Annotated in this window: 26 protein-coding genes and 2 pseudogenes; 21 read left to right on the forward strand and 7 right to left on the reverse strand. The window is 38.2% G+C overall.

Going from position 1 to position 25,905, the window contains the following annotated elements:
- The 3 genes from IGJ14_RS01890 to IGJ14_RS01900 are packed head-to-tail and all read right to left on the reverse strand — an operon-like array spanning window position 1 to window position 3,956.
- Window positions 1-1,011: an aldose epimerase family protein gene (locus IGJ14_RS01890; protein ID WP_430608211.1), complete on the reverse strand. Its 1,011-nt coding sequence runs from the start codon at window positions 1,009-1,011 to the stop codon at window positions 1-3.
- A complete protein-coding gene (pgmB, locus tag IGJ14_RS01895; RefSeq protein ID WP_019722730.1) occupies window positions 1,004-1,669 on the reverse strand; it encodes a beta-phosphoglucomutase in 666 nt (221 codons plus the stop codon). The genes IGJ14_RS01890 and pgmB overlap by 8 nt, the downstream gene beginning before the upstream one ends.
- Complete coding sequence (locus tag IGJ14_RS01900) at window positions 1,662-3,956, reverse strand: glycoside hydrolase family 65 protein (protein ID WP_019722729.1); 2,295 nt, start codon at window positions 3,954-3,956, stop codon at window positions 1,662-1,664. The genes pgmB and IGJ14_RS01900 overlap by 8 nt, the downstream gene beginning before the upstream one ends.
- A 284-nt stretch (window positions 3,957-4,240) precedes the next feature.
- Between IGJ14_RS01900 and IGJ14_RS01905 the strand changes: the two genes are divergently transcribed.
- The 7 genes and pseudogenes from IGJ14_RS01905 to IGJ14_RS01935 all read left to right on the forward strand — a co-directional run.
- Window positions 4,241-6,403, forward strand: coding sequence for a PTS transporter subunit IIBC (locus IGJ14_RS01905; protein ID WP_195339576.1), 2,163 nt, complete (start codon window positions 4,241-4,243; stop codon window positions 6,401-6,403).
- Between the two features lie 128 nt (window positions 6,404-6,531).
- Window positions 6,532-7,362: an endonuclease/exonuclease/phosphatase family protein gene (locus tag IGJ14_RS01910; protein ID WP_029594149.1), complete on the forward strand. Its 831-nt coding sequence runs from the start codon at window positions 6,532-6,534 to the stop codon at window positions 7,360-7,362.
- Window positions 7,363-7,631: 269 nt separating this feature from the next.
- Window positions 7,632-8,039: a GNAT family N-acetyltransferase gene (locus tag IGJ14_RS01915; protein ID WP_019723813.1), complete on the forward strand. Its 408-nt coding sequence runs from the start codon at window positions 7,632-7,634 to the stop codon at window positions 8,037-8,039.
- A 105-nt stretch (window positions 8,040-8,144) separates the two neighbouring features.
- Entirely contained in the window at window positions 8,145-8,312 is a 168-nt protein-coding gene (locus IGJ14_RS01920) for a hypothetical protein (protein ID WP_019723812.1), read from the forward strand.
- A gap of 21 nt (window positions 8,313-8,333) precedes the next feature.
- A pseudogene (locus IGJ14_RS01925) lies at window positions 8,334-8,564 on the forward strand (DUF3788 family protein); the annotation flags it as partial.
- Between the two features lie 195 nt (window positions 8,565-8,759).
- Window positions 8,760-9,029, forward strand: coding sequence for a type II toxin-antitoxin system Phd/YefM family antitoxin (locus IGJ14_RS01930; protein WP_019723810.1), 270 nt, complete (start codon window positions 8,760-8,762; stop codon window positions 9,027-9,029).
- Window positions 9,030-9,036: 7 nt separating this feature from the next.
- Window positions 9,037-9,236: pseudogene (locus IGJ14_RS01935) on the forward strand (Txe/YoeB family addiction module toxin); the annotation flags it as partial.
- Window positions 9,237-9,422: 186 nt separating this feature from the next.
- On the opposite strand, the gene IGJ14_RS01940 reads toward IGJ14_RS01935, so the two are convergent.
- Both IGJ14_RS01940 and IGJ14_RS01945 read right to left on the reverse strand, forming a co-directional pair.
- Window positions 9,423-11,102, reverse strand: coding sequence for a hypothetical protein (locus IGJ14_RS01940; protein WP_019723809.1), 1,680 nt, complete (start codon window positions 11,100-11,102; stop codon window positions 9,423-9,425).
- 264 nt (window positions 11,103-11,366) lie between these two features.
- Window positions 11,367-11,900: a phenolic acid decarboxylase gene (locus IGJ14_RS01945; protein ID WP_023519065.1), complete on the reverse strand. Its 534-nt coding sequence runs from the start codon at window positions 11,898-11,900 to the stop codon at window positions 11,367-11,369.
- A gap of 103 nt (window positions 11,901-12,003) precedes the next feature.
- Between IGJ14_RS01945 and IGJ14_RS01950 the strand changes: the two genes are divergently transcribed.
- Window positions 12,004-12,552: a PadR family transcriptional regulator gene (locus tag IGJ14_RS01950; RefSeq protein ID WP_019723915.1), complete on the forward strand. Its 549-nt coding sequence runs from the start codon at window positions 12,004-12,006 to the stop codon at window positions 12,550-12,552.
- Between the two features lie 189 nt (window positions 12,553-12,741).
- Here IGJ14_RS01950 and IGJ14_RS01955 read toward each other — a convergent pair whose 3' ends face one another.
- Complete coding sequence (locus IGJ14_RS01955; protein WP_010736380.1) at window positions 12,742-13,209, reverse strand: MerR family transcriptional regulator; 468 nt, start codon at window positions 13,207-13,209, stop codon at window positions 12,742-12,744.
- A gap of 134 nt (window positions 13,210-13,343) precedes the next feature.
- Between IGJ14_RS01955 and IGJ14_RS01960 the strand changes: the two genes are divergently transcribed.
- The 3 genes from IGJ14_RS01960 to IGJ14_RS01970 all read left to right on the forward strand — a co-directional run bounded on the left by IGJ14_RS01960 (window position 13,344) and on the right by IGJ14_RS01970 (window position 15,905).
- Entirely contained in the window at window positions 13,344-14,816 is a 1,473-nt protein-coding gene (locus IGJ14_RS01960) for an MDR family MFS transporter (RefSeq protein ID WP_019723916.1), read from the forward strand.
- Complete coding sequence (locus IGJ14_RS01965; protein WP_019723917.1) at window positions 14,813-15,520, forward strand: DUF4811 domain-containing protein; 708 nt, start codon at window positions 14,813-14,815, stop codon at window positions 15,518-15,520. Before IGJ14_RS01960 ends, IGJ14_RS01965 begins: the two co-directional genes overlap by 4 nt.
- 151 nt (window positions 15,521-15,671) lie before the next feature.
- Entirely contained in the window at window positions 15,672-15,905 is a 234-nt protein-coding gene (locus tag IGJ14_RS01970; RefSeq protein ID WP_272019741.1) for a type II toxin-antitoxin system PemK/MazF family toxin, read from the forward strand.
- 177 nt (window positions 15,906-16,082) lie between these two features.
- Here the strand turns inward: IGJ14_RS01970 and IGJ14_RS01975 are convergent, their stop codons facing one another.
- Window positions 16,083-18,419, reverse strand: coding sequence for an ABC transporter ATP-binding protein/permease (locus IGJ14_RS01975; RefSeq protein ID WP_019723919.1), 2,337 nt, complete (start codon window positions 18,417-18,419; stop codon window positions 16,083-16,085).
- A gap of 145 nt (window positions 18,420-18,564) precedes the next feature.
- Between IGJ14_RS01975 and IGJ14_RS01980 the strand changes: the two genes are divergently transcribed.
- The 10 genes from IGJ14_RS01980 to IGJ14_RS02025 all read left to right on the forward strand — a co-directional run bounded on the left by IGJ14_RS01980 (window position 18,565) and on the right by IGJ14_RS02025 (window position 25,892).
- Window positions 18,565-19,233, forward strand: coding sequence for a response regulator transcription factor (locus IGJ14_RS01980; protein ID WP_074800396.1), 669 nt, complete (start codon window positions 18,565-18,567; stop codon window positions 19,231-19,233).
- Window positions 19,233-20,297 (forward strand): HAMP domain-containing sensor histidine kinase, encoded by a 1,065-nt coding sequence (locus tag IGJ14_RS01985; protein WP_074800393.1) that lies wholly within the window; start codon window positions 19,233-19,235, stop codon window positions 20,295-20,297. The genes IGJ14_RS01980 and IGJ14_RS01985 overlap by 1 nt, the downstream gene beginning before the upstream one ends.
- A 200-nt stretch (window positions 20,298-20,497) precedes the next feature.
- Complete coding sequence (locus IGJ14_RS01990) at window positions 20,498-20,824, forward strand: hypothetical protein (protein WP_074800390.1); 327 nt, start codon at window positions 20,498-20,500, stop codon at window positions 20,822-20,824.
- A gap of 359 nt (window positions 20,825-21,183) precedes the next feature.
- Window positions 21,184-21,501, forward strand: a complete 318-nt coding sequence (locus tag IGJ14_RS01995) for a PadR family transcriptional regulator (protein WP_010736371.1) — start codon at window positions 21,184-21,186, stop codon at window positions 21,499-21,501.
- Entirely contained in the window at window positions 21,494-22,108 is a 615-nt protein-coding gene (locus IGJ14_RS02000; protein WP_074800387.1) for a DUF1700 domain-containing protein, read from the forward strand. Before IGJ14_RS01995 ends, IGJ14_RS02000 begins: the two co-directional genes overlap by 8 nt.
- Window positions 22,109-22,111: 3 nt before the next feature.
- Window positions 22,112-22,975, forward strand: a complete 864-nt coding sequence (locus IGJ14_RS02005) for a DUF4097 family beta strand repeat-containing protein (protein WP_430608214.1) — start codon at window positions 22,112-22,114, stop codon at window positions 22,973-22,975.
- Window positions 22,976-23,170: 195 nt separating this feature from the next.
- On the forward strand, window positions 23,171-23,662 hold the full coding sequence (locus IGJ14_RS02010) for a DUF5348 domain-containing protein (protein WP_010736368.1): 492 nt from the start codon (window positions 23,171-23,173) through the stop codon (window positions 23,660-23,662).
- 25 nt (window positions 23,663-23,687) lie between these two features.
- Complete coding sequence (locus IGJ14_RS02015; protein WP_019722993.1) at window positions 23,688-24,557, forward strand: SPFH domain-containing protein; 870 nt, start codon at window positions 23,688-23,690, stop codon at window positions 24,555-24,557.
- A gap of 212 nt (window positions 24,558-24,769) precedes the next feature.
- Complete coding sequence (locus IGJ14_RS02020; protein WP_019722992.1) at window positions 24,770-25,147, forward strand: YxeA family protein; 378 nt, start codon at window positions 24,770-24,772, stop codon at window positions 25,145-25,147.
- Window positions 25,140-25,892: an ABC transporter ATP-binding protein gene (locus IGJ14_RS02025; RefSeq protein WP_019722991.1), complete on the forward strand. Its 753-nt coding sequence runs from the start codon at window positions 25,140-25,142 to the stop codon at window positions 25,890-25,892. The genes IGJ14_RS02020 and IGJ14_RS02025 overlap by 8 nt, the downstream gene beginning before the upstream one ends.
- Window positions 25,893-25,905: the final 13 nt, after the last annotated feature.

Below are 25,905 nucleotides of genomic sequence, written 5' to 3' on the forward strand. Positions count from 1 at the left end.
TTAAGTGAATGTACTAAATTCATAAGTTGTTTGGTTGACACGTTCTTGTCCAGGGCGTAGCATAATCGAGCCGAACTCCGGGAAATGAACGATATCTGGTATTTCTTGTGGTTCGATCGCTAAGCCAAAATGAGAATGCATGTTTTGACCGTTGATCTGTAAATCTGCATCGAACCCAGTTGTAGAAAATAATACCATACTTTTGTTCGTAGTTGCTATATTCATTTGACGACCGGAAGCTTCTTCTGATAAAGTTAAGCTATTTTTGGTGAGTTTAGGCGTATTTAATAAAAAAACGTCATCAAGACCTGAAGGATACGTGGATAAAATCTCTGTCAGTGTATTTGGTTCTTGAAAATTGATGGGTAAGTCCGCTTTGTCTAGTGTTTCCCCTGTAGGTAATTTGTCATGATCCAAAAGTAACAAGCTATCTAATTGAATCTGGAGTTGATGGGAATCAATATCACGTTTTCCATTTCCAGATAGATTGAAATAGGCATGGTTTGTCGGGTTGCAAATCGTTTCTACTACACTGTTGGCTTTAGTGATCATCACTAATCTATTTCCTTCTAATTGATAGGTCACAGTCGCGGTGATGGGTCCAGGATAACCTGAAAATGTATCTTTTAAATAAAAGACGACACCCACTGCTTGAGGTGATTTGAATACTTCTACCTCCCAAAACTGAAAGGACCAGCCGTTTGTTCCGCCGTGAATATGATGGTTGCCATTATTTTTTTCTAGTTGGTGAGGTTCCCATTCACCATTTCTGATCCTACCTGCCACTGGACCAACCGTTGCACCGAAAAAACTTTGATCAGATAAAACATCTTGAAGGTTGTCGTAAGAGAGTAAGATATTTTCCATTTGTCCAAATCTATCTGCTGTGAATATTTGATGCAAGCGAGCGCCATAATTGAGAAGAACGACTTCTAGCTCGTCGTTCTTCAATGTGATTTTTTTTAGATTTGTTTGTTTGATGGGGAGGACAGAGATGCTTGGTTCAGACATCTTTGCGCCAAACGTGTTGTAGATAGTCGAGTGTTAACGAAGACGTATCAGCGACGATCGGAATGTCCTCCCCAAGATCTTCCTTGCGTCCAACTCCTACAGGATAAGCACCACTTGCGATGATCGCTTGGATGCCTGCTTTTGCATCTTCAATACCTAAACAATCAGTCGCCTCTAATCCGATTTCTTTGGCTGCTAATAAAAAGATATCAGGGGCGGGTTTGCCACTTGCTACTTTGCTAGGATCAGCAATCGCATCAAAGTAATCTGTCAGTTGCATTTTATCTAGTAATAATGGTCCGTTTTTACTAGCAGAAGCCAAGGCGATCTTGATGCCAGCTTTCTTTAATTCTGTTAATAAAGGAACAATACCCGGAAATACGTCTGCTGGCGTGATTTCTTGGATCATTTCTAGATAATACTCATTTTTACGTTTAGCTAAAGCAGCGAATTCTTCGTTTGAAAAGTCATTTTCTTTCTTGCCATAAGCAAGAAGCAATGTTAATGAATCTTCTCGGCTGACCCCTTTTAATTGTTCGTTGAAATTTCGGTCGATTGAAATCCCGATTTCTTCACCAAGTTTTTTCCAGGCGCGATAATGGAATTCTGCTGTGTCGGTGATGACACCGTCTAAATCAAATAGGACACCTTTAAACATGTGCATCGTCCTTTCTTAATGGAATCGTCAATTGATCTGTTAGCTCTTGTGTTTGTCCATACACAGTCAATTCCAGTGCCTCACCATTCAGTAATGTAAAGGTGACTTGTTCATCAGAAACAGCGATGAAAATCAAGCGACCGCGGTAATTGATATGGAAAGAATAGGCATTCCATGTGTTTGGTAAAAATGGTGCAAAAGATAATTCGCCATGGGCGGTTTTCATTTGTGCAAAACCTTGAACGATAGCCAACCAACTACCTGTCATTGACGTGATGTGCAAACCATCTTCCGTATCATTGTTATAGTTATCCAAATCTAAGCGAGCAGTACGTTGGTACATTTCGACCGCTTTTTCTTCCAAGCCAAGTTCAGCAGCTAAAATCGCGTGGATACTTGGAGAAAGAGAAGACTCGTGAACGGTCATCGGCTCATAGAAATCAAAGTTCCGTTGTTTTTCCTCTTTTGTAAATTCTTCATTGAAGAAATAGATGCCTTGTAACACATCCGCTTGTTTAATGAAGCAAGAACGCAAGATCTTATCCCAAGACCATTTTTGGTTCAATGGTAATTCGCTAAGTGGTAAATCCGAAACTGGCATCAAATCTTTGTCTAGGAATGTATCATGTTGGACAAAAATTCCTTGTTCCTCGTCGATCGGGTAGTACATGTTTTCGACAATATCTGCCCATTTTGCTAATTCTTCTTCGCTGATTTCAATGGTTGTTTCTTCTTTGAACGCTAAATAATTTTCACGAGTATAACGAAGGACCCAAGCGGCAATCGTGTTCGTGTACCAATTGTTATTGATATTGTTTTCGTATTCATTCGGACCAGTCACGCCGTGGATCATATACTTGTTTTGACGTTTGGAGTAATGAACACGATCCGCCCAGAAACGAGCAATCTCAGCCAATACTTCAAGTCCTTCATTTTTCAGATAAGAGGTATCGCCAGTATAATTTGTATAATTATAGATCGCGTAAGCAATCGCACCGTTACGATGGATCTCTTCAAAGGTGATTTCCCACTCATTGTGGCACTCGACACCTGTAAAGGTCACCATTGGATAAAGCGCCCCTTTCAATCCTTGTTGTTGGGCATTGTGGATGGCTTGTGGTAACTGATTGTGACGGTATTTCAATAAATTTTTTGTGACTTCTGGGTCAGCTAATGCCAGATATAATGGCACAGCGTAAGCTTCTGTATCCCAGTACGTCGCACCGCCGTATTTTTCGCCAGTGAAGCCTTTTGGTCCAATGTTCAACCGTTCGTCTTCTCCGTAATAAGTAGAGAACAATTGGAAAAGATTGAAACGGATGCCTTGTTGCGCTTCGTCGTCACCTTCGATCACTACGTCAGCCAATTCCCAACGTTTTGCCCAAGCGGTTGTTTGTTCTTTTTTGGCTTCATCATAATGAGTAGTTAACTGATCAAATTCATCCATAAGTGTTGCCACTTGTTGTGCTTCAGGGATATCACGACTTGTCAAAATCAAGACTTCTTTATCTACGACCACAGGTTCGTTTTGTGTTAGATCATACGAGAAGACACCTTGTAACGCTAATGTTTGTTCTTCAAATAGAGGTGTCGCTGCTTCTCCGTTGATAAAATGACGCATGCCTGCAGTGACGGTGAATTGCTCAATGTCAAATGCATTAGGAATGGTCTTCGTTGTCAAATAACCGATCGAGTCTTTTGTGCCACGGTCGATCTGATTCCAGAAATGCTCATCGTAGTTACTATCTTCATTTTGGACATTTCCATCCAGTTTCGAAACAAATTTTACAGTGGCAGAGCCGGCGATCAATTCAACCTTTACACGAATATAAGCCGCTTCGCTTTTAACAATACTCAAGAAACGTTCAAATGAGAAACGGACTTTATTTGTAGCTGTCGTAATCGTAAACTGACGTGACAAGACCCCGTTTCTCATATCTAATTCCCAAGAGAAATCTTCTGGATCTAGTGAAGCTAAGTCAATCAATTGGTCGTTGATGTAAATATCCATTGCAATAAAATTTACTGCATTGATGACTTTTCCAAAGTATTCAGGATAGCCGTTTTTCCACCAACCCACACGAGTTTTGTCAGGATACCAGATGCCTGCTAAATAAGTGCCTTGGTGATGATCGCCAGAGTACGTTTCTTCGAAGTTTCCACGCATTCCCATGTAGCCGTTTCCAATACTTGTCAATGACTCTTGCAAGCGCAAGTTTTCTTTATCTAATGTTGTCGTGCTGATTTTCCAAGGGTCGATTTGGAATAAGCGTTTGATTTGTTTCATGATTCTCCTCCTAAATGTTTCATTTCTTAGGTTTATAATAAACGCAACCGGTTGCGTCAGTCAATAGTAAACTGATAAATACTCAATTTTTTTTATTGGCGAATACTTCGCAAGGGGATAGAAAGCATCATTGCCTTAGTTTTTCTTTATAGTTCTTATTATATTAGCTGTATCATGCTTTTGGATAAAAAAATAAATAAAATAAAAATAAAGCATTTACAAAAAAAGGAATTACCTCTATAATACGAATTAACGAAACCGATTGCGTAAAGGAGAGATAGAAATTGAAGAAAATGTTTAGTTTTGATTTTTGGCAGAAATTTGGAAAGGCTTTAATGGTCGTTGTAGCAGTTATGCCAGCTGCTGGTTTAATGATCAGTATCGGGAAATCGATCCCATTGATCAACCCGAACATGGCAGCACTTGTCACTACGGGTGGCGTTCTTGAAAGTATTGGTTGGGCAATTATTGGGAACTTGCATTTATTATTTGCATTAGCGATAGGTGGTAGTTGGGCAAAAGAACGAGCAGGTGGTGCATTCGCTGCCGGAATCTCGTTTGTTTTGATCAATCGGATCACAGGAGCGATCTTCGGGGTCACAACAGAGATGTTAGCAAACGAAGACGCCTTCACACATACGTTGTTCGGTACACGAATCATGGTGAAAGGATTCTTTACGAGTGTCTTAGAAGCTCCTGCATTGAACATGGGGGTATTCGTAGGGATCATCGCTGGGTTCGTCGGTGCGATGGCTTATAACAAATACTATAACTACCGTAAATTACCAGATGCACTTTCTTTCTTTAATGGGAAACGATTTGTTCCTTTTGTAGTGATTCTTTGGTCAACGATCGTAGCTCTTATTTTGGCAGCAGTTTGGCCAGCTATTCAAGCAGGAATCAACAACTTTGGTTTATGGATTGCACAATCGCAAGATAGCGCACCAATTTTAGCACCATTTTTATATGGAACATTAGAACGGTTATTACTACCTTTTGGTTTACACCACATGTTGACGATTCCAATCAACTATACGCAATTAGGTGGAACCTATGAGATTTTATCTGGCGCACAAGCCGGTACACAAGTATTTGGTCAAGATCCATTATGGTTAGCTTGGGCAACTGACTTAGTGAACCTGCGAGGTGCAGGAGACATGGCACAGTATGAATTCGTCTTGAACAATTGGACACCGGCACGTTTCAAAGTCGGTCAAATGATTGGTTCTTCTGGTATTTTGATGGGGATGGCGCTTGCGATGTATCGCAATGTCGATCCAGACAAAAAAGCAAAATACAAATCCATGTATTTCTCAGCTGCTTTAGCTGTCTTTTTAACAGGGGTAACAGAACCACTAGAATTTATGTTTATGTTTGCGGCAGTTCCACTGTATGCGATCTATGCAGTGATCCAAGGAGCAGCTTTTGCGATGGCGGATATTTTACCGTTGCGTGTCCACTCCTTCGGGAATATCGAATTATTGACGCGAACACCATTAGGGATCAAAGCAGGACTTGGCGGCGATTTGATCAACTTCGTCATCTGTGTCATTCTCTTTGGCGTAGTCACTTATTTCTTAGCAAACTTCTTGATCAAGAAATTCAACTTTGCGACACCAGGACGTAATGGAAACTATGACAATGATAGTGAAGAAACAACCGCTGGCACGACAACAGGAGCGGCGGATCAACAAATTATCCAAATCATCCATTTATTAGGTGGAAAAGAAAATATCAAAGACGTGGATGCTTGTATGACGCGTTTACGTGTAACAGTGGCAGATCGAGGTAGAGTTGGTTCAGAAGACGCGTGGAAACGTGCTGGCGCAATGGGCTTGATCGTCAAAGACAATGGTGTCCAAGCAGTTTATGGACCAAAAGCAGATGTGTTAAAATCAGATATTGAAGATTTGTTGCAATCAGGCGCAGATATTCCTGAACCACAAGTCAAAGAAGTCGTGATGGAAAAAGAAACAGCGACAGCAGCATTAGGAATCGAAAAAGAATTGTACGCAGTAGCCAAAGGAGAAGTGATTGCTTTAGCAGCGGTCAATGATCCAGTCTTTTCACAAAAAATGATGGGTGACGGTTTTGCAGTCATTCCTGAAACAGATGCGATCACTGCTCCAGTAGCGGGTAAAATCGTTAGCGTATTCCCAACGAAACACGCCATCGGGATGGAAACAGCTGAAGGCGCAGAAGTACTGATCCACATGGGAATCGATACTGTCCAAATGGCGCAACCTGCATTTGAAGTATCTGTGAAAGAAGGACAAGAAGTCACACCAGGTATGCCGATTGCTCGAATGGATCTGGCGAAAGTCAAAGAACAAGGAAAAGATACAACGATCATGGTCATTTTCACAGATGATAAAGTGAAAGAAGTGGCGATCACTACACTTGGTTCTGTTGAAATGGGTACAGAAATCGGAAAAATCAAGCTATAATAAATAAAAGAAGTGATCAGAGATTGTGACGAAAAAGCGAGACGATTGAGGAGAGATTTCTTCAATGATCAGCGCTGACGTAACAGTCTCTGATTTTTATGTAAAAATAGAAAAGAGGTTCAAAAAAAGTGAAAATAATGACGTTGAATACCCATAGTTGGTTGGAAGAAGAACCAGTAACTAAACTACAAGACCTTGCAGACAAGATTTTAACTGAGCGCTATGATGTCATTGCTTTACAAGAGGTCAATCAACTGATTGAAACAAAAATCGTAAATGAACAAGAGCTAGTCGGTTTTTGTCCAGTAACGAATCAGACCCCAATCCACAAAGATAATTTCGCTTATTGCTTGATCCAACGACTGGCAGAAGCAGGAGAATCCTATTTTTGGAGTTGGGAAATGAGTCATATTGGTTATGACAAGTACGAAGAAGGAAACGCTATTTTATCAAAGGCTCCTTTGGATAGTCGGGCATACATAGTGTCTGAAACAAAAGAAAAAGAAAACTACCGTACACGCATGATCCTTGTTGCCAAAACAGTTATTGACAATCAATCAATCGTTGTCGCAAGCTGTCATTTCTCTTGGTGGTCAGATATAGAAACGGGCTTTGCCTACGAGTGGCAATTCTTACAGAAAGAACTCCTAACTTATCAAATACCTTGCTTGTTGATGGGTGATTTTAATAATCCAGCAAGTGAGGAAGGGTATCGCTTAGTTAATGAAGACAACCAATTGAACATCAAAGATTCATATATTTTAGCTGAACAAAAATCTGAAGAAGCCACGATCGAGAAAAAAATCGATGGCTGGGAAAACAATACAGAAGCACTGCGAATCGACTATATTTTCGTTCCAACGGAGAGTAAAGTCAGTACGTATACGCGCGTCTTTGATGGGACGAATGGTCCGATCGTTAGTGATCATTTTGGAGTAGCTGTGGAAATGGATCTATAAAGTGAGAGTGAAAATAGAAAAAGGCGAATAATAAAAAAGCACATCTTTTAAAAACAGTCAGCTGTTTTAAAAAGATGTGCTTTTATAGCATTGCTGACTATTATTGGTGGTCTAGAAAAACATTTGTAAACCAATATTAGAATAGCCAGATAAAAATTGAGATAAGTAGCCTTGCTTTGCAGTTATACCAAGCTGTTTAGAAGGAATATTGATATAATCGAAGTAACGATATAAAAAGAGCAAGCTAAAATAAATAGGAGTGAAAATCCATGATAAATTATCAGACCAATGCACAGATACATAAAAGTGAACTTGAAAATCTATATGCCAGTGTGGGATGGACTAGTTATACGAATGATTTAGATAGGTTAGAAAAAGCAATCGCTCATTCCTTATCCGTAATAACTGCTTGGCATCAAGATAAATTAGTAGGATTGATCAGAGTGGTTGGTGATGGTCAGACAATTATATATATTCAAGATCTCTTAGTTCATCCTGATTACCAAAATAAAAAGATAGGAACTTATTTACTGGCTGAGATTTTACAGGAATATAAAGACGTAAGACAGAAAATTCTTTTGACTGAAGATGCTCCAGATGTAAGGCACTTTTATGAGGGATTTGGATTTGTTTCTTGCGACAAAGGTAATCTCGTATCGTTTTACAAAGAGTTTTAGTTGTTGAAGATAGGATAATTAAAGTATTTCACTATTTTGATAACGATTTCAAAGAAATGGTTTTAGTGTTTGTCAATGAATACTATGATTAAGGAGAATGAGGTTATGAAACGAAATAAAGCGGAAGTTTTATCAGATAAACAGAATGAACCCACAGAAGAATCAATAAAAATGTTTACTAGTGAGGATGCTTACGGACGACTACCTAAGATAGAAGAGATATTAAATAATCGTTATGAGGTGAAACGTGAGTTTAGATTTTGGGATAGTTGACAATTTGGTTATTGGCATAAAAAAAAGTGGCTATTTGATATTATTTTTAAAAAGAATGGCTTGATCGTAACAATGACGATAACCGATAAGAAAGTGAGTGAAATGGAACGGCTACAGGCCGAATTACAACCGGAGATCCAAGAAAACTGGAAAAAAAGAAAAAAATTCGGTCCATCTAGTTGGCCCTTGCTATTTGAATTAAAGACAGAAGCAGACATCAACGATTTGATGAAGATTGTGGCGATCAGATAGCTATTTAAAAAATAAAGAAGAAACAAACGTATTTATAAGTAAGCGGCAGAGTAACCATATAGAAAATATGGAGAATATATCTTACGGGGTACTAGAGAATGAAATTTAAAGTTATTAAAATAAAAATTTAAAAGAATGTTCATTTGATTAATTGTACAATTAATTCAGATAATACTAAAGGGGGAGTGAAAAGTCATGGAAGCAGTCGCATATTCTAATTTCCGACAAAATTTACGTAGTTACATGAAGAAAGTCAATGAAGACGCAGAAACTCTGATTGTAACAAGTAAAGATGTGGAGGACAAAGTGGTTGTCTTGTCAAAAAGAGACTATGACTCTATGCAAGAAACATTAAGAACACTTTCTAATAGTTACGTGATGGAAAAAATTCATCGAGGAGATGAACAATTTTCTAGAGTTTCGTTTAAGACACATGATTTAATCGAGGTTGAATCTGATGATTAATGCTTGATCTGATGATTCTTGGGAGGACTATCCTTATTGGTATGAGCAAGGAAACAAAACGAATATAAAAAAATTAATAAGTTAATAAAGGATATCGACCGTTCTCTCTTTGCTGGATTAGGAAAACCTGAACCGCTAAAGTATGTTTTATCTTGGAAATGGTCAAGAAGGATTACAGATGAACACAGACTGACATATATAGTTTAGAATGAGACGATCTTTATTTATTCTGCAAAAGATCATTACTAACCAATCGATTGTATGCAGAGAAAGGATGATTTTCATACTTTCAAATTTTAAAACATAAGTGGGGCTGTGACAGTCAATCTGTCACAGCCCCGCTTAGTCGTCAATTTATCATATATGTTTTGAACGTTCTAAAAAAATGATAGTCTAGCTGATTTTCACATTTTTTTCTTTCCTAAAATTAAACTTTTGTGAAAGATAGATGCCTAAAAAGGATAGCCAACCGGCAATAGTCGCAGCAACAACGAAGTAGAAATAGACTGGAAGGTCATAATAAAGAATGATCTCGTTAATGCCATTATGCTGCTTGACGATCGGTGTCCCGATATCGGTCAATTCAATATCCGTTAATTTCTGTCCATTTTGCATCAAGACGGTGCGATCATAAACAATGACTGGTACATGAACAGTTGGTTCACCAGTGTTTTTCCATTTGATGCTCAACCGACCATCAGGATGGGATTTGATAAACGTTGTTTCATTTTCCAAAATTTCTTCATTGTAGCGATCGTATTTATTCGCTGTCGTTTGTTTATAGATCGGCAAATAGTCTGGTGTTGTCTTTTGGAAAACAAATAAACTTTTCGACATATCACGACTATAGAAGGTTTTTCTTGCTTCATCAGGTGTATCGAACAAATACGTATGACGACTGACAAAGGTTTCATCTTCCCATTTATCGAGGTGACGGTATAAGTTTTGGATGGTCTGAACAGAACTGATCAGGATCAGTAAGGTCGCAGCTATCCGTAACCAGGTTTTGTGTTCCCAACGATTGGCGACAATCGCAAAGTAAAGTAAGAAAAGCAAGGTAAATGGGACAAAGAAACGAAACGGAAACTGGATCAAGCTAATAAATGGTACTTCGTTTTCAACTAATGTATTCCAAGGGATCAGGCTGGTTGAAAGTAAGAAGAACACAACACTTGTGCGCAACAAAAGTTTTGGAAACAGTTCTTCTCTTTTTCGGAACAATAAGAAACATAAAAATCCAGCAAATAAAACGACAGGTAGGATTTTCGGATAATTCAACCAGTAACTTCCCTCAAGATTGATTGATTTCTCTGTCATGCGTCGATTGACGAAAGGTGGAAGAATCTCATTACCACTGTAAACCATCGCCATACCTACCCAGATGTTTGCCGTTAGGATAAAGTAAAGCAAAATTGATTTCCCTAATTGTAAAAGAGCTTTTCCCTTGTTGGTTTGTGTGAAGAAATAATACCCATAAAAAGGAATATACATCAATACTAGCATCACAGAAGATAGCAGATGGATCTGCGTCATCAATGCAATCGCTGCAGTTACTTTAAGTACAGGGAATTTTTTATGCACGATGAAATCAACGAGCGGGATCATACATAAAGGATAAAATACTGTTCCCCAGCTCGTAAAACCTTGATTGACAGCCCAATATTGGATCGAATAGGTCGTCATGAACAGGACTGAAACCGGTACACTTACCCATTCACGTACTTTTACATAACGCAACAAAGTCAACATGGACCAACCTGCGATAAGGAAGAGGATAAAATTCGATAAAATCTGGTAATGATACCAACTTCTAGCAACGAGTACGATCAACCCTTGAAAGTATGAGAATAAGGGACCGTAGATTGCATTGACGATCCGACCGCTTTGTTGAAAGCCATACATCGATGGGAAGTAGTGTAAGTCTCCGTGAATAATTTGTTGGGCTGCATCATAAAAACGATTGTAATGAAATGGCGCATCAGCCCCGATGATCAATTTGTGTGATAATATATTTGGCAATACGAAAATAATTGCGAAAATAAAAATCAAAAAATATGGTCTATATTTTTTCAACTGTTTGGCTCCTTTTCATATAATAACTAAACTTATCATAAAGGTTAATGAAAAGAGAGGCAAGGAATTAGAAAAAATTTGAAAATAACATGAAATTATTTATGTAAATCATAAAGAAATCAATTGGAAAAGTTAAATGACCACATTTATTTACAATAAAATAAAGGGTAGAAACAAAAGCCTCCGTTTATAATGATCAAAAAGCCACTGGTCTTCATCAATTGAAGGAGTGGCTTTTGATTTTATACGAGTGAGGTAGAGTGATTATTTATTGATGCGACGGTAGTTTTCGTCGAAGTAACGACCTTCACGAATGTCTTTTGGCATGCCTTCATAAGGTTCTTCGCTAATTACATCTTCATTATCAACACCCGCATCACCCATATAAGTAATTGTCGCAAATTCTGGAACAACTAGTTTTGGGTATGTTTCATATTTTTCACGAGCAGCTTCCATTTCCGCAATATGTTCGTTTTGGAAAGTGACAGTGATCTCTGGATGTTCTTCGACCCATTTAGGGAAGAAAATCGTGCCATGGAGTTTTTTCTCATTTGGCATAAAGTCTAAAGCAACGTCTGTACCAGTTGGTTCAGTCCAAGTGATTTTAAAAACACCATCTGTTAATTTTACAATATCTGCTTCTTGATCTTTGACCCAACGACCTTTGACCATTCCGCCATGAATACGATAGTCAACGGTGTGGTCATTTTTTGCATACCATTCATATTCCCAACCATTATCATACGTATAGATAAAGTGAGTTCCAATAAAATCTTCTAAGTTTTTGAATTGTTTCATGTAAAACATCTCCCTTTAAATTAAAACATGTAATAATTTACATGTTTTTGATTACGTGATTATGATAGAATGATTTTGAGAGAATGTCAAGGAGGAAATTTTGATGGCTAGAAAAAATACATTACGCTATATATTACTGGGATTACTGAGCAAAAAAAATCAAACGGGGTATGAATTGAATCAAGCATTCAAAAATGAAATCGGTGAATTCTGGCAGGCAAAGCATAGTCAGATCTATCCTGAACTGGCCAAAATGGAAGAACTAGGAATCATCAAACATGAAGTAGGGATCACTGGAGTCAAGCTAGAAAAGAAAATTTATCAGCTGACTGAAGAAGGGCGTGTTTTGTTAAACGAATGGATCCATACCTCGCCAAATGAACTTCCAGTCAACCGAGATGAATTTGTCTTGAAACTGTATTTTGTGAAAGATATCAATGATCCAACATGGATCGAGATTCTTGAACAGCAAAAGGAGCTTCATGAAGAAAAAAGACAGCATTTATTCGTCCGACAACGAGTGATTTTCCCGACAGAAAAAGACCAACATGAAAATTATGGCCATTATCTGATCTTGTCTCACGCAATCAATCGAGAAACCGAATATATCAACTGGTTGACACAAGTATTGGAACAAGAAATAAGAAAATAAATGGAAAGTTTATGACAAACAACTTAAAAAGGCGCCATCCACAAAAATTTGAAAAACAATTTTCGTGGATGGCGCCTTATTTCTCGAGGATGAACACTTCTGTCTAGACCTCGTGGTGGCTTTTTATTTAACTGTAGCATGTCGGCTACAAGTTTTAATGGAGTAAAAAAATCAACCTGCAATCTTTTCTTATTTTTCCAGTACTTTTTTAGGATCGATCGTTTCATCTGCTGGAAGGATCTTATAAGATAGTTCATCCGTTTCTTCGTCATGAATAATACATAGCTGTTCCAGATCATTGAAGTCGCCAATTAAAAGGAGTGTATAACGTTCATCAATCAATTGGATGTCCTTGATGGACTTTGAGAAAACTTTTCGGACATGGTGCATTTTGTTTAAACGTTCCTGAGCTTTTTCAGCGGCTTTGGTCAACGTGTACCCTTCATCTAAAAATTTTTTGATGATCTCAACTTTGACTACTGTCGGTAATCGGTATTTTCTTGAACAATTCGCGTCAGCAGTAACGGATTGGATAAAGCCTTTTTGTTCCCAGTATCTCAATTGTCGTGGTGAAACTCCGACGATCTCACTCAATTCACTGATGCCTACTAATAAATGGTCATTTTCCAATAATTGTTTAAGTGAAGCCCCCACCATTCGTCACACTCCTTTGTTGGTTGTTCCCTTAATTATACTTTTGTTGACTATCGTGTCAAGTAGGTTGACAAAAGATAAAAATAGGAATAAAGTATCTTAGTGATTTCAGAAAACATTCAGAAAGAAGGAGAAACATGAGTAAGAATCAACCCGTAGATATTTACGGAAAACCATATAATCGTACACTATTAGTTGTCGTGTTATTGATTGGGACATTTTGTACAGTCTTGAATCAGACTTTATTGACAACTGCTTTTCCAGCATTGATGAAAGCTTTTGATATTTCAGCTTCTGATGTGCAATGGTTGACAACAGGATTTTTACTAGTGAACGGGATCATGATTCCCATCACTGCTTGGTTGATCAATAAATTTAGTTCTAGAAAATTATATCTGTCTGCTATGACGATTTTTTTGATTGGAACGATCACCTGTTTTACGGCTCCTAACTTTAGCACACTACTGATTGGACGATTGATCCAAGCGTGTGGGGTAGGGGTATCTATGCCATTATTGCAAAATATTATGCTATCGATCTTCCCACCAGAAAAAAGAGGTTCTGCTATGGGAATGTCTGGGATCGTTATCGGATTAGCGCCAGCATTAGGTCCAACATTATCTGGTTATATCATTGATAACTATCATTGGCGCGATCTGTTTGGAATGGTTATTCCAATCGTCGTTCTTGTCTTAGTACTCGCATTCTTTTTGATGAAAAGTGTGATTCCTTTATCTAATCCAAGTATTGATATTTTCTCTGCTATTCTTTCAACGATTGGATTTGGTAGTTTGCTATACGGATTTTCAAGCGTAGGAGACGCTGGTTGGGGAAGTACAAAAGTAATCAGCTTCTTGATTGTCGGTGTGATTTTTATCGCCGCATTTGCTTGGCGTCAATTGCACTTAGAACATCCTTTCCTAGAGTTACGTGTCTTCAAATCGCCAACCTTTACGATTGCAGCGATTTTAGCTGGCGTAACGAATATGGCGATGGTCGGTGCGGAAATGGTCGTGCCATTGTATATTCAAAATATTCGTGGAGAATCGGCATTCCACTCTGGCTTGATGTTGCTTCCTGGTGCATTGATCATGGGTGCCATGATGCCGATCACTGGTGCGATTTTTGATAAACACGGGGCAAAACGTCTTGCGATTGTTGGGATGTTCATCCTAACAGCAGCTACAGCACCTTTTGCCTTCTTGACTGAAACGACACCTGTTTTGTATATCGTCATTCTTTATGCGATCCGAATGTTTGGGATCTCAATGGTCATGATGCCGGTGACAACATCAGGAATGAATGCTTTACCTAACAATTTGATCAGCCACGGAACAGCGGTGAACAATACCTTCCGCCAAATCGCAAGTTCGATCGGAACTGCGATTTTGATCAGTGTGTTGACGAATGTTACGAAAGATAATCTACCAACGGATGCTGTATTGAAAAGTACACCTTTAGCCTATAAAGATCAAGCAATCAACGCGACTTTATCTGGTTACCATGCGGCCTTCTTTGTCGCAATCATATTCGGCTTGATTGGTTTTGCGATTGCTTTCTTCTTAAAAAGAAAAGAACCAGTAGTGGTGGAAGTGGGGGATAACGCATGATTATTTTCGTATTGATTGCCAGTGTCATTGCTTTTGCTTTGACGAATGTGTTTGCAAAAAAAATGTGGCAAACACTTCTTTCACTCGTCTTTGGCTTACTGTTTGTTCTCTCGTTAGGGCTGATCGTAGGAAATATCACTAATCATTTTGGTATGGAAGAAGTGACAGAAACAAAAACGACTCCGATCGTTTCTAGTGCGGACCAGTCAGAAGTAAATATGCTACTCTATCAGTCATTAGGAGATGGGACAGAAAAAGTCTACTTATATCGCACAGATGACAAGCAAAAAGAACCAAAAGCAACTGGCACAAAAAATGAAACAAATAAGGTCGAACAAACGGACGGCAAAGCAGAAAAAGTCAGTGAAACAACTTATTGGGTTTATAAAAATGACCAATACAAATTCTGGTTCAACTTGGCGGATAATAACCATGAATATGAACGCCGGGTCAATACGTTCAAACTTCCCGCTGATTGGATTGAATTAAGTACCGACCAAGCTTCTGAATTGGCAAAACGTGTCGAAGAACAAAAAAGCACGATGGAAGCCGATGCCCAAAAATTTGTCAAAGAAGGCTTGATGAAGGCTATGGCCCAAAATCCAACGATGTCTCAAGAAGAACAACAACAAGTATCAAAAGACTTAGCGACAACCTATCAAAAACAAGCATTGGCAAAATTAGTTGCAGAAGTGAAGAAGTAGATAGTTTAATAATATGATAAAAATAGTGGATGAAGTATTCGGTAATATACTTTATCCACTATTTTTTTATGGAAGTAGGAATGAAGAAAAATTAGATTTTTACGTATTTAGAGAGTAGAGGATAGAAAGTTCGTTAGCAACAAATTTAATTATCCTATGCCCAATTACTACAAGTGATAAAAATAGACCATTTCTTGTGCCTATTCAAAGCGATAAGTTCAAGCTAGATGAAGTAAAGAGAAGCAAAGTAAATACGCTTCAAGTATTCTCTCTTGACTATACCGAAAAAGCTAAAAGAAATGTTAAATACATTGATACATTAGAGGAAGAAGCTTTTTTTGATATTGCACAAAGATTTCTTAAAAATTTTTCTTTCCCTATTTAGAGATCGGGTGGTTGAGAATCAATTTATCTTAGGAAGAAATAATTGAATTGATAAGTAGATATATAGGCCCTTTTGAAACCGCGAGCTACATAGTACGAACAAAAGAATAAAGCAAAAACACAGTTGGTTTTGACAAGTAATATCAAAACCAACTGTGTTTTTTTCGATTATATTTTACTATTCTGCTCTTAAAGCAATCGCTGCATCTTTCTTCGCTGCCATACGAGCTGGGATGTGTCCGCCTAACATCGTTAAGATCGTTGATACAACAATCAAAATCAAGGCGTGTACAGGATTTAGTTGAGCAACATTTTCTAAATCAGTCATATTGTACAAGAGACTATTGATTGGGAAAGTCGCTAGCCAAGCAATCAAGACCCCTAGTAAACCAGAAGAAATCCCTAAGATACAAGTCTCAGCATCGAATACCCGTGTGATATCTTTCTTACGCGCACCTAATGCTTTCAAGACACCGATTTCCTTCGTCCGCTCGATCACAGAAGTATAAGTGATAATGCTGATCATGATCATACTTGTAACGAGTGAAATACCAGCAAAAGCAATCAGGACATACGTGATGGCATCCATCAATCCACCAGTCAATTCGGTCATCGTTCCAGCTAAATCAGAATAGATGATTTTATCTTCATCTGATTTTCCTTTGTTGAATTCATCTAAATAGTTTAGAATTTCTTCTTTATCGCCAAAATTATTTGGGTAGATCATGATGCTTGAAGGTAAGCTGTCTCCACCTAAATAGCTGATCAATGTTTGTTTTGCTGAGTCATCTACTTTTTCGGTCGTCAATACGTTCATATCGCTGTCTTTTTGCGCTTGAACGATTTCAGAATTTTTGTTTTCATTGACGATTTCTGTTGTCAATTGGTCGCTGTAAGCAATACCCGGAGATAACAGATTCATCGTAGAAGAAGATTTGACCCGTAGAATACCAGAAATCTTAACTTCTCTGGAGGCATCTTCGTACATCGCTTGGTAATCCGTATTAGGAATGAAGTTTCCTGTCGGTAATTTTGTATAGTACGTATCATTGTTCACTAATTTGAAAGTAGTGCCGACGATTTTGTCAAAATCAAGCGTTTCGCCGTCTTTCACATCAAAGCCTAAATTTTTCAACGCATTGATATTGGTATTGTTATTGCCATCGACGATCAATACGACATCATTTGCAGAGGTCGGATAACTACCAGAAAGTAATGAGTAATTTGATTCTAAGAAATTGTCTTTTTGGTCGTCTAGTTGTGTTGGGAAACTAGAAACACCTACGCCAGTCATGGAAGACATCGCACTTGAGAAGGACAGTGATTCAGAATCTGGGTTTTGATTCGAAAAGCTAACAGGCTGTACTTCGCCGTCAACATCTCTTAATAAATTGATACCAGTCGTGCGGGTAAAACCAATATTATTACTTAAATCAGGGTCGATACTCGTTACATAATCAACATATTCTTGGTCGATATTATTTGTATGTTGTGCCCGGTCTTCATCGCTGATTTTTGCGGTAACAGTTTTTGTATCTGGATATTCGGCTGTGTTGGAACTCAAGCCATCCGATTCAGAAGGAGGACTAGTGGTGACTCTGGAAATCGTAATTGGAAAACGAGCCATCGTTTCTGACTGTGTTTGATCAATTTGTTTTTGGAATCCTGTAGATAGGGCTAATACGATCGCAATCCCAATAATCCCGATACTTGAAGCAAAGGAAGTCAAAAATGTCCGGCCTTTTTTTGTGCGAATATTATTGAAAGATAATTTTAATGCGGTCCAAAAGCTCATCTTTGTCCGACGTAGATTAAATTGATCATCTTTTGGACGTTCGATATGTGGATTAGAATCAGAAACGATTTTTCCATCTGAGAACTCAATGATCCGATCGGCATATTCATGTGCCAACTCAGGGTTATGTGTGACCATGATCACTAGTTTCTCATTGGATAGTTCTTCAATCAACTTCATGATTTGGACACTTGTTTCTGTGTCTAAAGCACCGGTTGGCTCATCACATAAAAGGATGTCAGGGTCATTGGCTAAAGCACGTGCAATTGCGACACGTTGCATTTGTCCACCAGATAATTGATTGGGTTTTTTGTGCATGTGGTCGGTCAATCCAACACGATGCAATGATTCCTCCGCTTTTTTCCGTTTTTCATCTTTAGAGACACCACTTAACGTCATCCCAAGCTCGACATTTTCAATGATCCCTAGATGACCAATCAAGTTATAGCTTTGGAAAACAAAACCGATGGAATTATTACGATAAGCATCCCAATCGCTGTCTTTAAAATCTTTTGTGGACTTCCCGTTGATGACCATATCGCCAGAGTCATAATTATCCAAGCCGCCGATCACGTTCAACATGGTTGTTTTACCAGATCCACTTGGGCCTAAAATGGCTACAAATTCTTTTTTTCTAAAAGCGACGGATACGCCGTCTAATGCTTTTGTCGTTGTTTCACCAACTTTATAATATTTCTTTATCTCTTTTAATTGTAACATTGTCACCCTTCTTTCCGTTTGAAATATTCGTTATACTAATAAGTATAACAGAACAACGAACGTAGTATAATGAATGAATGTTAACTGAATATGAACAATCAGAAAAAAAACTGAAATTTTTCAAATAATTACATGAGGAGAAATGATGAATCGAATATTACTAGTAGAAGATGATGAGCGTTTGCAACAACTTTATCAATCCGTTTTAGAACGCGCTGGTTTTTTGGTTTTCGCCGTTGCAAATGGGACCGAAGCTTTGAAGCGATTAGAGAGTACTCAAGTGGATGTGATCATCACAGATATTATGATGCCTGTGATGGATGGGTATGAACTGTTGGAAACTTTACGAAGCAGTCGCGTAGAAACACCTGTGTTGATCATCACAGCGAAAGCAGATTTTGAAGATAAAAAGAAGGGATTTCAACTGGGAACGGATGACTATATGACTAAACCAGTAGATGTCAATGAAATGGTATTGCGGGTAGAAGCCTTGTTACGGCGAGCGAAAATCAATCATAGCCACCAATTGAACATCGGACAAACTAGCTTGAACCAAGAAACCTATGAAGTGATCAAGCAAGATCAAGCCATCTTACTTCCACAAAAAGAATTTCAATTATTGTACAAACTACTTTCTTATCCAAATAAGATTTTTACACGGCAACAATTAATGGATGATATATGGGGGTTGGATACCAATACGGAAGAACGGACGATCGATGTGCATATCAAACGATTACGCACGCGTTTTATTGAAAATGATGATTTCCAGATCATGACAGTTCGCGGCTTAGGCTATAAGGCGGTGATTTGATGCGTAAAAAAATCTTTTCGCAATTATGGATTTATTTTGCTTGTATTGTGTTTATTTCCATTTTAGTTACTTTGTTGTGTTTCTTAGGTTTTATTTTCTTACTGTCACATAAAACAGTTCCTGCTTCAGAGCAACAAGCGACATGGTTTCCTTTAGTCGTTTTTGCAGGATTTAGTATGATGGTGGGCACAGGAATCTCGATCTTTGTCGGTCGTCGGATCTTGCTGCCGATCAGTGATTTACGAACGAATATGAGCAAAGTAGCAACTGGCGATTTTTCGATTCGGATGGATGAGCAACAAAAAGTCGAAGAAGTGCAGCAACTATACAAAGATTTCAACGTGATGGTCCAAGAATTGAGTAGTATCGAAACGTTACGAAATGACTTTGTTTCCAATGTTTCTCATGAATTCAAGACGCCGCTTGCCACGATCCAAGGATACGTCCAATTATTGCAGGCACCTAACATTTCAGAAGAAGAAAAGCAGGTTTTCTTGCAACGGATCATTGAGAGCATCACTCAGCTTTCGCAATTGACAGAGAACACACTGAAATTGAATAAATTAGAAAATCAGCGAATCAAATTAGAAAAGCGCCCTTTTCGTTTAGATGAACAGATTCGTGAAGTGATTGTTTTTTTACAACCTAAATGGGAGCAAGAACACCTTCAACTGGAGATCGATCTAGAAAGTGTCAACTTTGTCGGTAATGAAGAATTTCTATATCAAGTCTGGCTGAATCTCATGGACAATGCCATCAAGTACAATCAACCACAAGGGAAAATCAAGATTCGCCTAACACAAAATGCCACTCAAGTGATCGTTGAAGTGACAGATTCTGGCGTGGGAATGGATCAAGAAACACAAGCACGACTCTTTGAGAAATTTTATCAAGGGGAATCCAGTCGTCAATTTTCTGGGAATGGGCTGGGCTTATCACTAGTCAAAAAAATCGTTGAATTGCATCATGGAAAAATCAGTTATAACAGTATCCCAAAAGTAGGTACGACCGTCATCGTTCAATTAGACAAAGAAAACACGCAACCAAATTCTCCGATGGAATAAGATCCAGAGAAGTGAACAGTTAATGATCTATAGGAGCAATAAACCAACAAAAACGAAGAAAAAAATGCCACTTCTGATTTAATCGTTCTAAGGTGTATTTTTCAAGTAATATATAATTGGAAAAGTGTACGAAAACAAGTCGTACATAAGTGAGCATTCGTATATTTTTCTAATAACCGTTATTGGAGGAATGATAGGAATTGAAAAAACAAGTCGGTTTATTGCTCGGACTTTTGACGTTAAGTGTTGGACTGAGCGGAGCCAATCCCATAGTCATTGCAGATGAAGCAACTCATTCTCATGGTACTCCCACTGTATTATTGAAACAGGATTCGGTCTTGAGTACACTTGTGGCAAGTTCAAGTGCAGAGGACGAAAAACAAGCAGATCGTGGTATCGGTTATTATTGGAAATGCCATACCTGCGGCTATCATAGTAAGTGGCATCTATTCCCTGGGACAGCAGTTTCTGCTGCCAATAAGCATGCACAGCAATACGATCATGTCACCTCTGTTTATCCAAATTAGCAACTGACTATTTTAGAATGGAGTGTAGCGAAAGATGAATGAAACGTGGTTGAATAGGAATAAAAAAGAAGTGATCCGTTTCTCTCTTGCCGTTTTTCTAGGTTTTGCACTAAGTTTTATCGTATTTGCTTTGTTGTAGGTAAGAGGATAATAAAAAAGTATTCAAAAGGAACAAAGACCAGAAATCATTACGGTCTTTGTTCCTTTTTTGTAAGCAGAATTTTTATGATAATTAGCATTGTTTTCGCGAAGATTGAAGTAATCAGGGGGATGATTGGGAATTTTACTTGCAAACAATATTATACGTGATATAATATTGGTAAATATAAAATATTGCAAACTATAAAGAAGGTGAAGTAATGCATATCCAAGTCCCAACAGTTTTACTTGATGGTACGGTTTTAGCGGCTTTGAGCAGAGAAGACATGTACGGTTACGCATTAACGAAGATCGTCCAAGAAAGTTTATCTGTCAGTGAATCAACGATGTATCCTGTTTTACGCAGATTAAAAAAAGAAGAATACTTAGAAACATACGACGAACCATTCGAAGGTAGAAATCGCCGATATTACCGCTTAACTCCGAAAGGACGTCAACATTTAGAAGAAATCATTGATAAATGGATCGTGTTTCGAGATTCCTTAAACCGATTACTGGAGGAGAATACGAATGAATGAATATTTAAATGATGTGTTGGACGAACTTCAAGAAATACCTGAAGATGATCGCTTTGATATTATTCAGTATTATGAAGAATACTTCTTGGATTCTGGCAAAACAGTAGAAGAAGTCGTGGATGAATATGGCTCACCAAAGCAATTTGCCCTGAAGCTGAAAATCAATTATTACTCGGAACAAGACGACGATGAATCAGAATACAGCCAAAGTCCTAAACGGAAAATCCGTTTGATTTGGATGATCGTTATCGGGTTGTGTGCATCACCTTTATTGATTCCTTTAGCATTAGCTTTTATTCTGGCGATTTTTGGTATTCTGATTGGCTTAATTGGCGTGATCATTGGAATCTATGTCGTATGTATCAGTATTTTAGGAGTAGGTTTATTTTCGATCATTTCAGGTGTTGCTGTCTTGCAACAATCGATTGCTAGTGGGCTGTTCTTTGTAGGACTAGGGTTACTTGCCACGGGAGGTGCCGTTTTCTTTGCACCATTATTGTTAAAAGGAACTAAATGGTTATTCCAAATGATGATGAACTTTGTCAAGTGGGTAGGACGCCGGTTTATTACGAAACGAGCGATCCATACGACGAATAGTGGGGTGTAAAAAATGAAATTAAAATATATCTTGGGGATAGGATTGGGACTGATGGTCACTGGTGGCTTGATGGCAGGATTAAGTTATGCCTCTGGTGCCCAAACGAGTCTGACGTGGGAAGGTGGACCAAGGATCATAGAAATGGCTCGCGAAACAAAAGATTTTTCGTCTGAAAAAATCGAAAAAATCGTTGTCCGTGCAGATTACCAAAATATCGTGATCCAACGAGGCGTGAACTTTGGGGTTGAAACGTCTTATGATAAAACGCAAAAACCAAAAATCAATCTGGAAGATCACACATTGGATATCTCAGCTGACGGTCAAACGCCAGCAGTGATGATCAACGTGACAGACACACGTTCGATGTTGAAAATCACGATCCCTAGAGGTGTAACCTTAAAAGAACTAGTGGTTGAAGGTAGAAACAATGAATTATTGTTAGACGAATTCAGTAGTAAGAAAATCAATTTGAATACAGCAAACACTTGGACATCGATCAATGAAGTAACAGGAGAAGCTCTTACTGCAGAGAGTCAGATGGGTTCGATCAATTTGAATGAACTGTCCATGAAACAAGTAAAACTAGAAGTAAGTGATGGTAGCATCTATTTTAATGATAATGAATCAGCAATAAAAGGTGAAGTTATCCTTCAAAATAGTAGTATTGATTTCTATGATAATGAAGATCAAGGATTGGCTGTCATACTAGATGGTGATTCTTACATTACCAAAAATTATGAACCACTAACAACGAAGACTTACAACCGAGGAAATAAAGAGCTCAAAGTGACTGGCCATAATAGTCAAGTGAACTTGACGAATGAAGATTATGAAGAGCCTCCGATGGATGATGAAGATTACGGCGAGTATGATTAATCGTTGAACAGTCAAGACTGTCTTTTTCTAAATAACGAATAAATAGTTGAAGAAGCGTATAATTCTTTATGGAATAAGGAATTATACGCTTTTTTATTTATTTTACATGAAATATCATCGCCTATCATTCAATAATATAGTAGAATAAGGAAAGGGAAAAACGTACATATATGGGGAAAATAGGGTGAATATTGAATGAAAACAGAGGAAATCAAGCGGGAAGAATTGAAAAGTGAATTAGGGAAATTGCATCATTTTTTAACAGAACTGAGTACCAAGTATTATGATACAGATAAAGAAAGGGTAACGATCCAATATCCAAATAATTCCGAAGGTCGACAACTTGAACAAGTGTACAACGAAATGTTCAAACATCTATTGAAAGTGAAAAAAGAATTAGATTATTATTCACTGCCAATCATCGATACGGGTATTTTAAAATACGATCAAACAAGTGAGCGATTTGTCTTCAAGTCGGTTCGTGAGAATCTTGAATTATCCGCCGGTATGGACCTAGAGATCTTAGTGGAAGACTATTTTACTGAAACAAAACAGTGGGTCCGTACACGATTAGAATATTTGCCAGAAGCATCAGGTGGCGTACACGAAAACGGTTGGTATATCACGGAAGACAAAGAATTGGAACTAGAAGGAGCCATGGCAAGGATTCGTAAAAAAACAGAATAGAACCAAAAAAATTAGGAGTGAGTAAATGAAAGAAAAAAAGGCTTTCACTATCAATGGCTATATAGGGCTATTTATTATTCTTCTAATGTTTGTCGTAGGAATCTTACTATTTTTCATAGGGGTTGCTCGATTTTTAGTTGGATTTTCAGTTGTTGGGATTTTCTTGTGGTTGCTCGTTTTCTTAGCAATCAGCGGACTGACAGTAGTCAGCCCCAACCAAGCAAAGGCCATCGTCTTTTTTGGGCAATACATCGGAACGATTCGTGAGAGCGGTTTTTTCTTAACGATTCCTTTTGCACAAAAAATCAACTTGTCGTTAAAAGTTCGAAACTTCAATAGTTCACTGTTGAAGGTCAATGACTTAGATGGAAATCCAATCGAGATTTCCGCTGTCGTCGTTTTTAAAGTAGTAGATACAGCTAAGGCGCTTTTTGATGTAGCAAACTATCATCAATTTGTTGAAATCCAAAGTGAAACCGCCATTCGTCATATCGCCAGTCAATATCCATATGATACATTCAACGAGGATGATCTTACTTTACGTGGAAATACCACTGCGATTTCAGATGAATTGGCAAAGGAATTACAAGAACGTTTATCGGTGGCGGGGGTCGAAGTTTTAGAGACGAGATTGAATCACTTGGCTTATGCAACAGAAATTGCCAGCGCGATGTTACAACGGCAACAAGCCAAAGCCATTTTATCTGCCCGTCAAACCATTGTTGAAGGCGCAGTGACGATGACACAAATGGCTCTGGAACAAATCGAAGCAGGTCAGGATATCACCTTTACCGATGATCGAAAGATCCAGTTGATCAACAATCTACTTGTATCGATCATTACTGATAAAGGCACACAACCAGTGATCAATACAGGTAATAACAAAGAAAAATAGCTGAATGAGGAAAGCATTCGTCAGTGGAATGCTTTCTCCAACGAATATCGGTTTGAATCAATAAAAAGGAATTTGGAGTGGCTTACACCTCCAGATTCTTTTTTTTATGGGACATATGACAATAATGAAAGAGTTTTGATAGTAAAAAGAAAGGAATTTTCACGGATACTTGACTATACTTAATTTATCAGAACAGGAAAGAAGGAGTCACAATGAAAAAATTATTGATTGGGTTGGGAGCATTTATCATCATCGCTTTTGGTGGCTACCGTTTAGCAGATCATTTGATCATGGGTGGCGAAAGCTACTATGTTCAAATCACAACGGATGGTGAAAAACAGGTGGATCACGCTGACGGTGGACAAGAAATCATCAGTTATCGTTATGAACTACCTGGGTTTAATAAAGAAGGTAAAGAAAAAACAATGGACTTCAATGGTTTTCAAGAGCGACCATTAAGAAAAGATGCATTTTTGAAAGTGACTTGGAATAAAAATAAAGGCGTGACGTCTTATGAGGAAGTACAGGCAAAAGACATTCCATCAGCAGCACAAGAAAAATTAAGTAAAGGAACGGTCAATAATGGATAAAATCGTAGAAATCAAGAACGTAACAAAAGTTTACGGAAAAAGTAATGAGAAACAGACACAAGCATTGAACGGTATCAGTTTTAGTGTGGAAAAAGGCGAATTCATTGGTATCATGGGGGCTTCTGGATCAGGTAAATCAACCTTATTGAATATCTTATCAACATTAGATAAACCAACAAGTGGCACGATCCATATCAACCAAGCAGATGTCACGAAGTTGAAAGGAAATCAGTTAGCCGATTTTCGAGCAAAAGAAATCGGCTTTATCTTCCAAGATTTCAATCTTTTAGAGAACTTGACTGCACAAGAAAACATTGCAGTTCCGCTTTCTTTACAAGGCGTGAAACCAAAAGAAATCAAGAAAAAAGTCAATGCGGTGGCTGAACGCTTATCAATCAGTCACATATTAGACAGCTACCCCGCAAAAATCTCTGGTGGACAAAAACAACGGGTAGCAGCTGCGCGTGCATTGGTGACTCAACCAACGATTCTTCTAGGTGATGAACCAACAGGCGCATTGGATTCAAAAAGTGCGAAAGATCTTTTAGACACGATGGAGGAGCTAAATACGAAAGATAATGTCTCCATTTTATTGGTGACACATGATGCTTTTTCAGCAAGTTACTGTCAACGAATCTTATTTATTAAAGATGGCGTGATCCATCAGGAAGTTAAACGCGGAGAACAAAGCCGTTCAGACTTTTATCGTCAAATATTAACGATTCTAGGTAATCTAGAACAGTAAGGGGGAAACTGAA

It is taken from the genome of Enterococcus sp. DIV1304_2 (genome assembly GCF_050555445.1).
GTDB classification, from domain to species: domain Bacteria; phylum Bacillota; class Bacilli; order Lactobacillales; family Enterococcaceae; genus Enterococcus_B; species Enterococcus_B pernyi.

What these genes read in the sequence shown, in the direction of transcription:
- IGJ14_RS01890 (WP_430608211.1), bottom strand. Translation starts at nt 1,011, where the DNA reads ATGTCTGAACCAAGCATCTCTGTCCTCCCCATCAAACAAACAAATCTA.
- pgmB (WP_019722730.1), bottom strand. Translation starts at nt 1,669, where the DNA reads ATGTTTAAAGGTGTCCTATTTGATTTAGACGGTGTCATCACCGACACA.
- IGJ14_RS01900 (WP_019722729.1), bottom strand. Translation starts at nt 3,956, where the DNA reads ATGAAACAAATCAAACGCTTATTCCAAATCGACCCTTGGAAAATCAGC.
- IGJ14_RS01915 (WP_019723813.1), top strand. Translation starts at nt 7,632, where the DNA reads ATGATAAATTATCAGACCAATGCACAGATACATAAAAGTGAACTTGAA.
- IGJ14_RS01920 (WP_019723812.1), top strand. Translation starts at nt 8,145, where the DNA reads ATGAAACGAAATAAAGCGGAAGTTTTATCAGATAAACAGAATGAACCC.
- IGJ14_RS01930 (WP_019723810.1), top strand. Translation starts at nt 8,760, where the DNA reads ATGGAAGCAGTCGCATATTCTAATTTCCGACAAAATTTACGTAGTTAC.
- IGJ14_RS01945 (WP_023519065.1), bottom strand. Translation starts at nt 11,900, where the DNA reads ATGAAACAATTCAAAAACTTAGAAGATTTTATTGGAACTCACTTTATC.
- IGJ14_RS01950 (WP_019723915.1), top strand. Translation starts at nt 12,004, where the DNA reads ATGGCTAGAAAAAATACATTACGCTATATATTACTGGGATTACTGAGC.
- IGJ14_RS01955 (WP_010736380.1), bottom strand. Translation starts at nt 13,209, where the DNA reads ATGGTGGGGGCTTCACTTAAACAATTATTGGAAAATGACCATTTATTA.
- IGJ14_RS01960 (WP_019723916.1), top strand. Translation starts at nt 13,344, where the DNA reads ATGAGTAAGAATCAACCCGTAGATATTTACGGAAAACCATATAATCGT.
- IGJ14_RS01965 (WP_019723917.1), top strand. Translation starts at nt 14,813, where the DNA reads ATGATTATTTTCGTATTGATTGCCAGTGTCATTGCTTTTGCTTTGACG.
- IGJ14_RS01975 (WP_019723919.1), bottom strand. Translation starts at nt 18,419, where the DNA reads ATGTTACAATTAAAAGAGATAAAGAAATATTATAAAGTTGGTGAAACA.
- IGJ14_RS01980 (WP_074800396.1), top strand. Translation starts at nt 18,565, where the DNA reads ATGAATCGAATATTACTAGTAGAAGATGATGAGCGTTTGCAACAACTT.
- IGJ14_RS01985 (WP_074800393.1), top strand. Translation starts at nt 19,233, where the DNA reads ATGCGTAAAAAAATCTTTTCGCAATTATGGATTTATTTTGCTTGTATT.
- IGJ14_RS01995 (WP_010736371.1), top strand. Translation starts at nt 21,184, where the DNA reads ATGCATATCCAAGTCCCAACAGTTTTACTTGATGGTACGGTTTTAGCG.
- IGJ14_RS02000 (WP_074800387.1), top strand. Translation starts at nt 21,494, where the DNA reads ATGAATGAATATTTAAATGATGTGTTGGACGAACTTCAAGAAATACCT.
- IGJ14_RS02005 (WP_430608214.1), top strand. Translation starts at nt 22,112, where the DNA reads ATGAAATTAAAATATATCTTGGGGATAGGATTGGGACTGATGGTCACT.
- IGJ14_RS02010 (WP_010736368.1), top strand. Translation starts at nt 23,171, where the DNA reads ATGAAAACAGAGGAAATCAAGCGGGAAGAATTGAAAAGTGAATTAGGG.
- IGJ14_RS02015 (WP_019722993.1), top strand. Translation starts at nt 23,688, where the DNA reads ATGAAAGAAAAAAAGGCTTTCACTATCAATGGCTATATAGGGCTATTT.
- IGJ14_RS02020 (WP_019722992.1), top strand. Translation starts at nt 24,770, where the DNA reads ATGAAAAAATTATTGATTGGGTTGGGAGCATTTATCATCATCGCTTTT.
- IGJ14_RS02025 (WP_019722991.1), top strand. Translation starts at nt 25,140, where the DNA reads ATGGATAAAATCGTAGAAATCAAGAACGTAACAAAAGTTTACGGAAAA.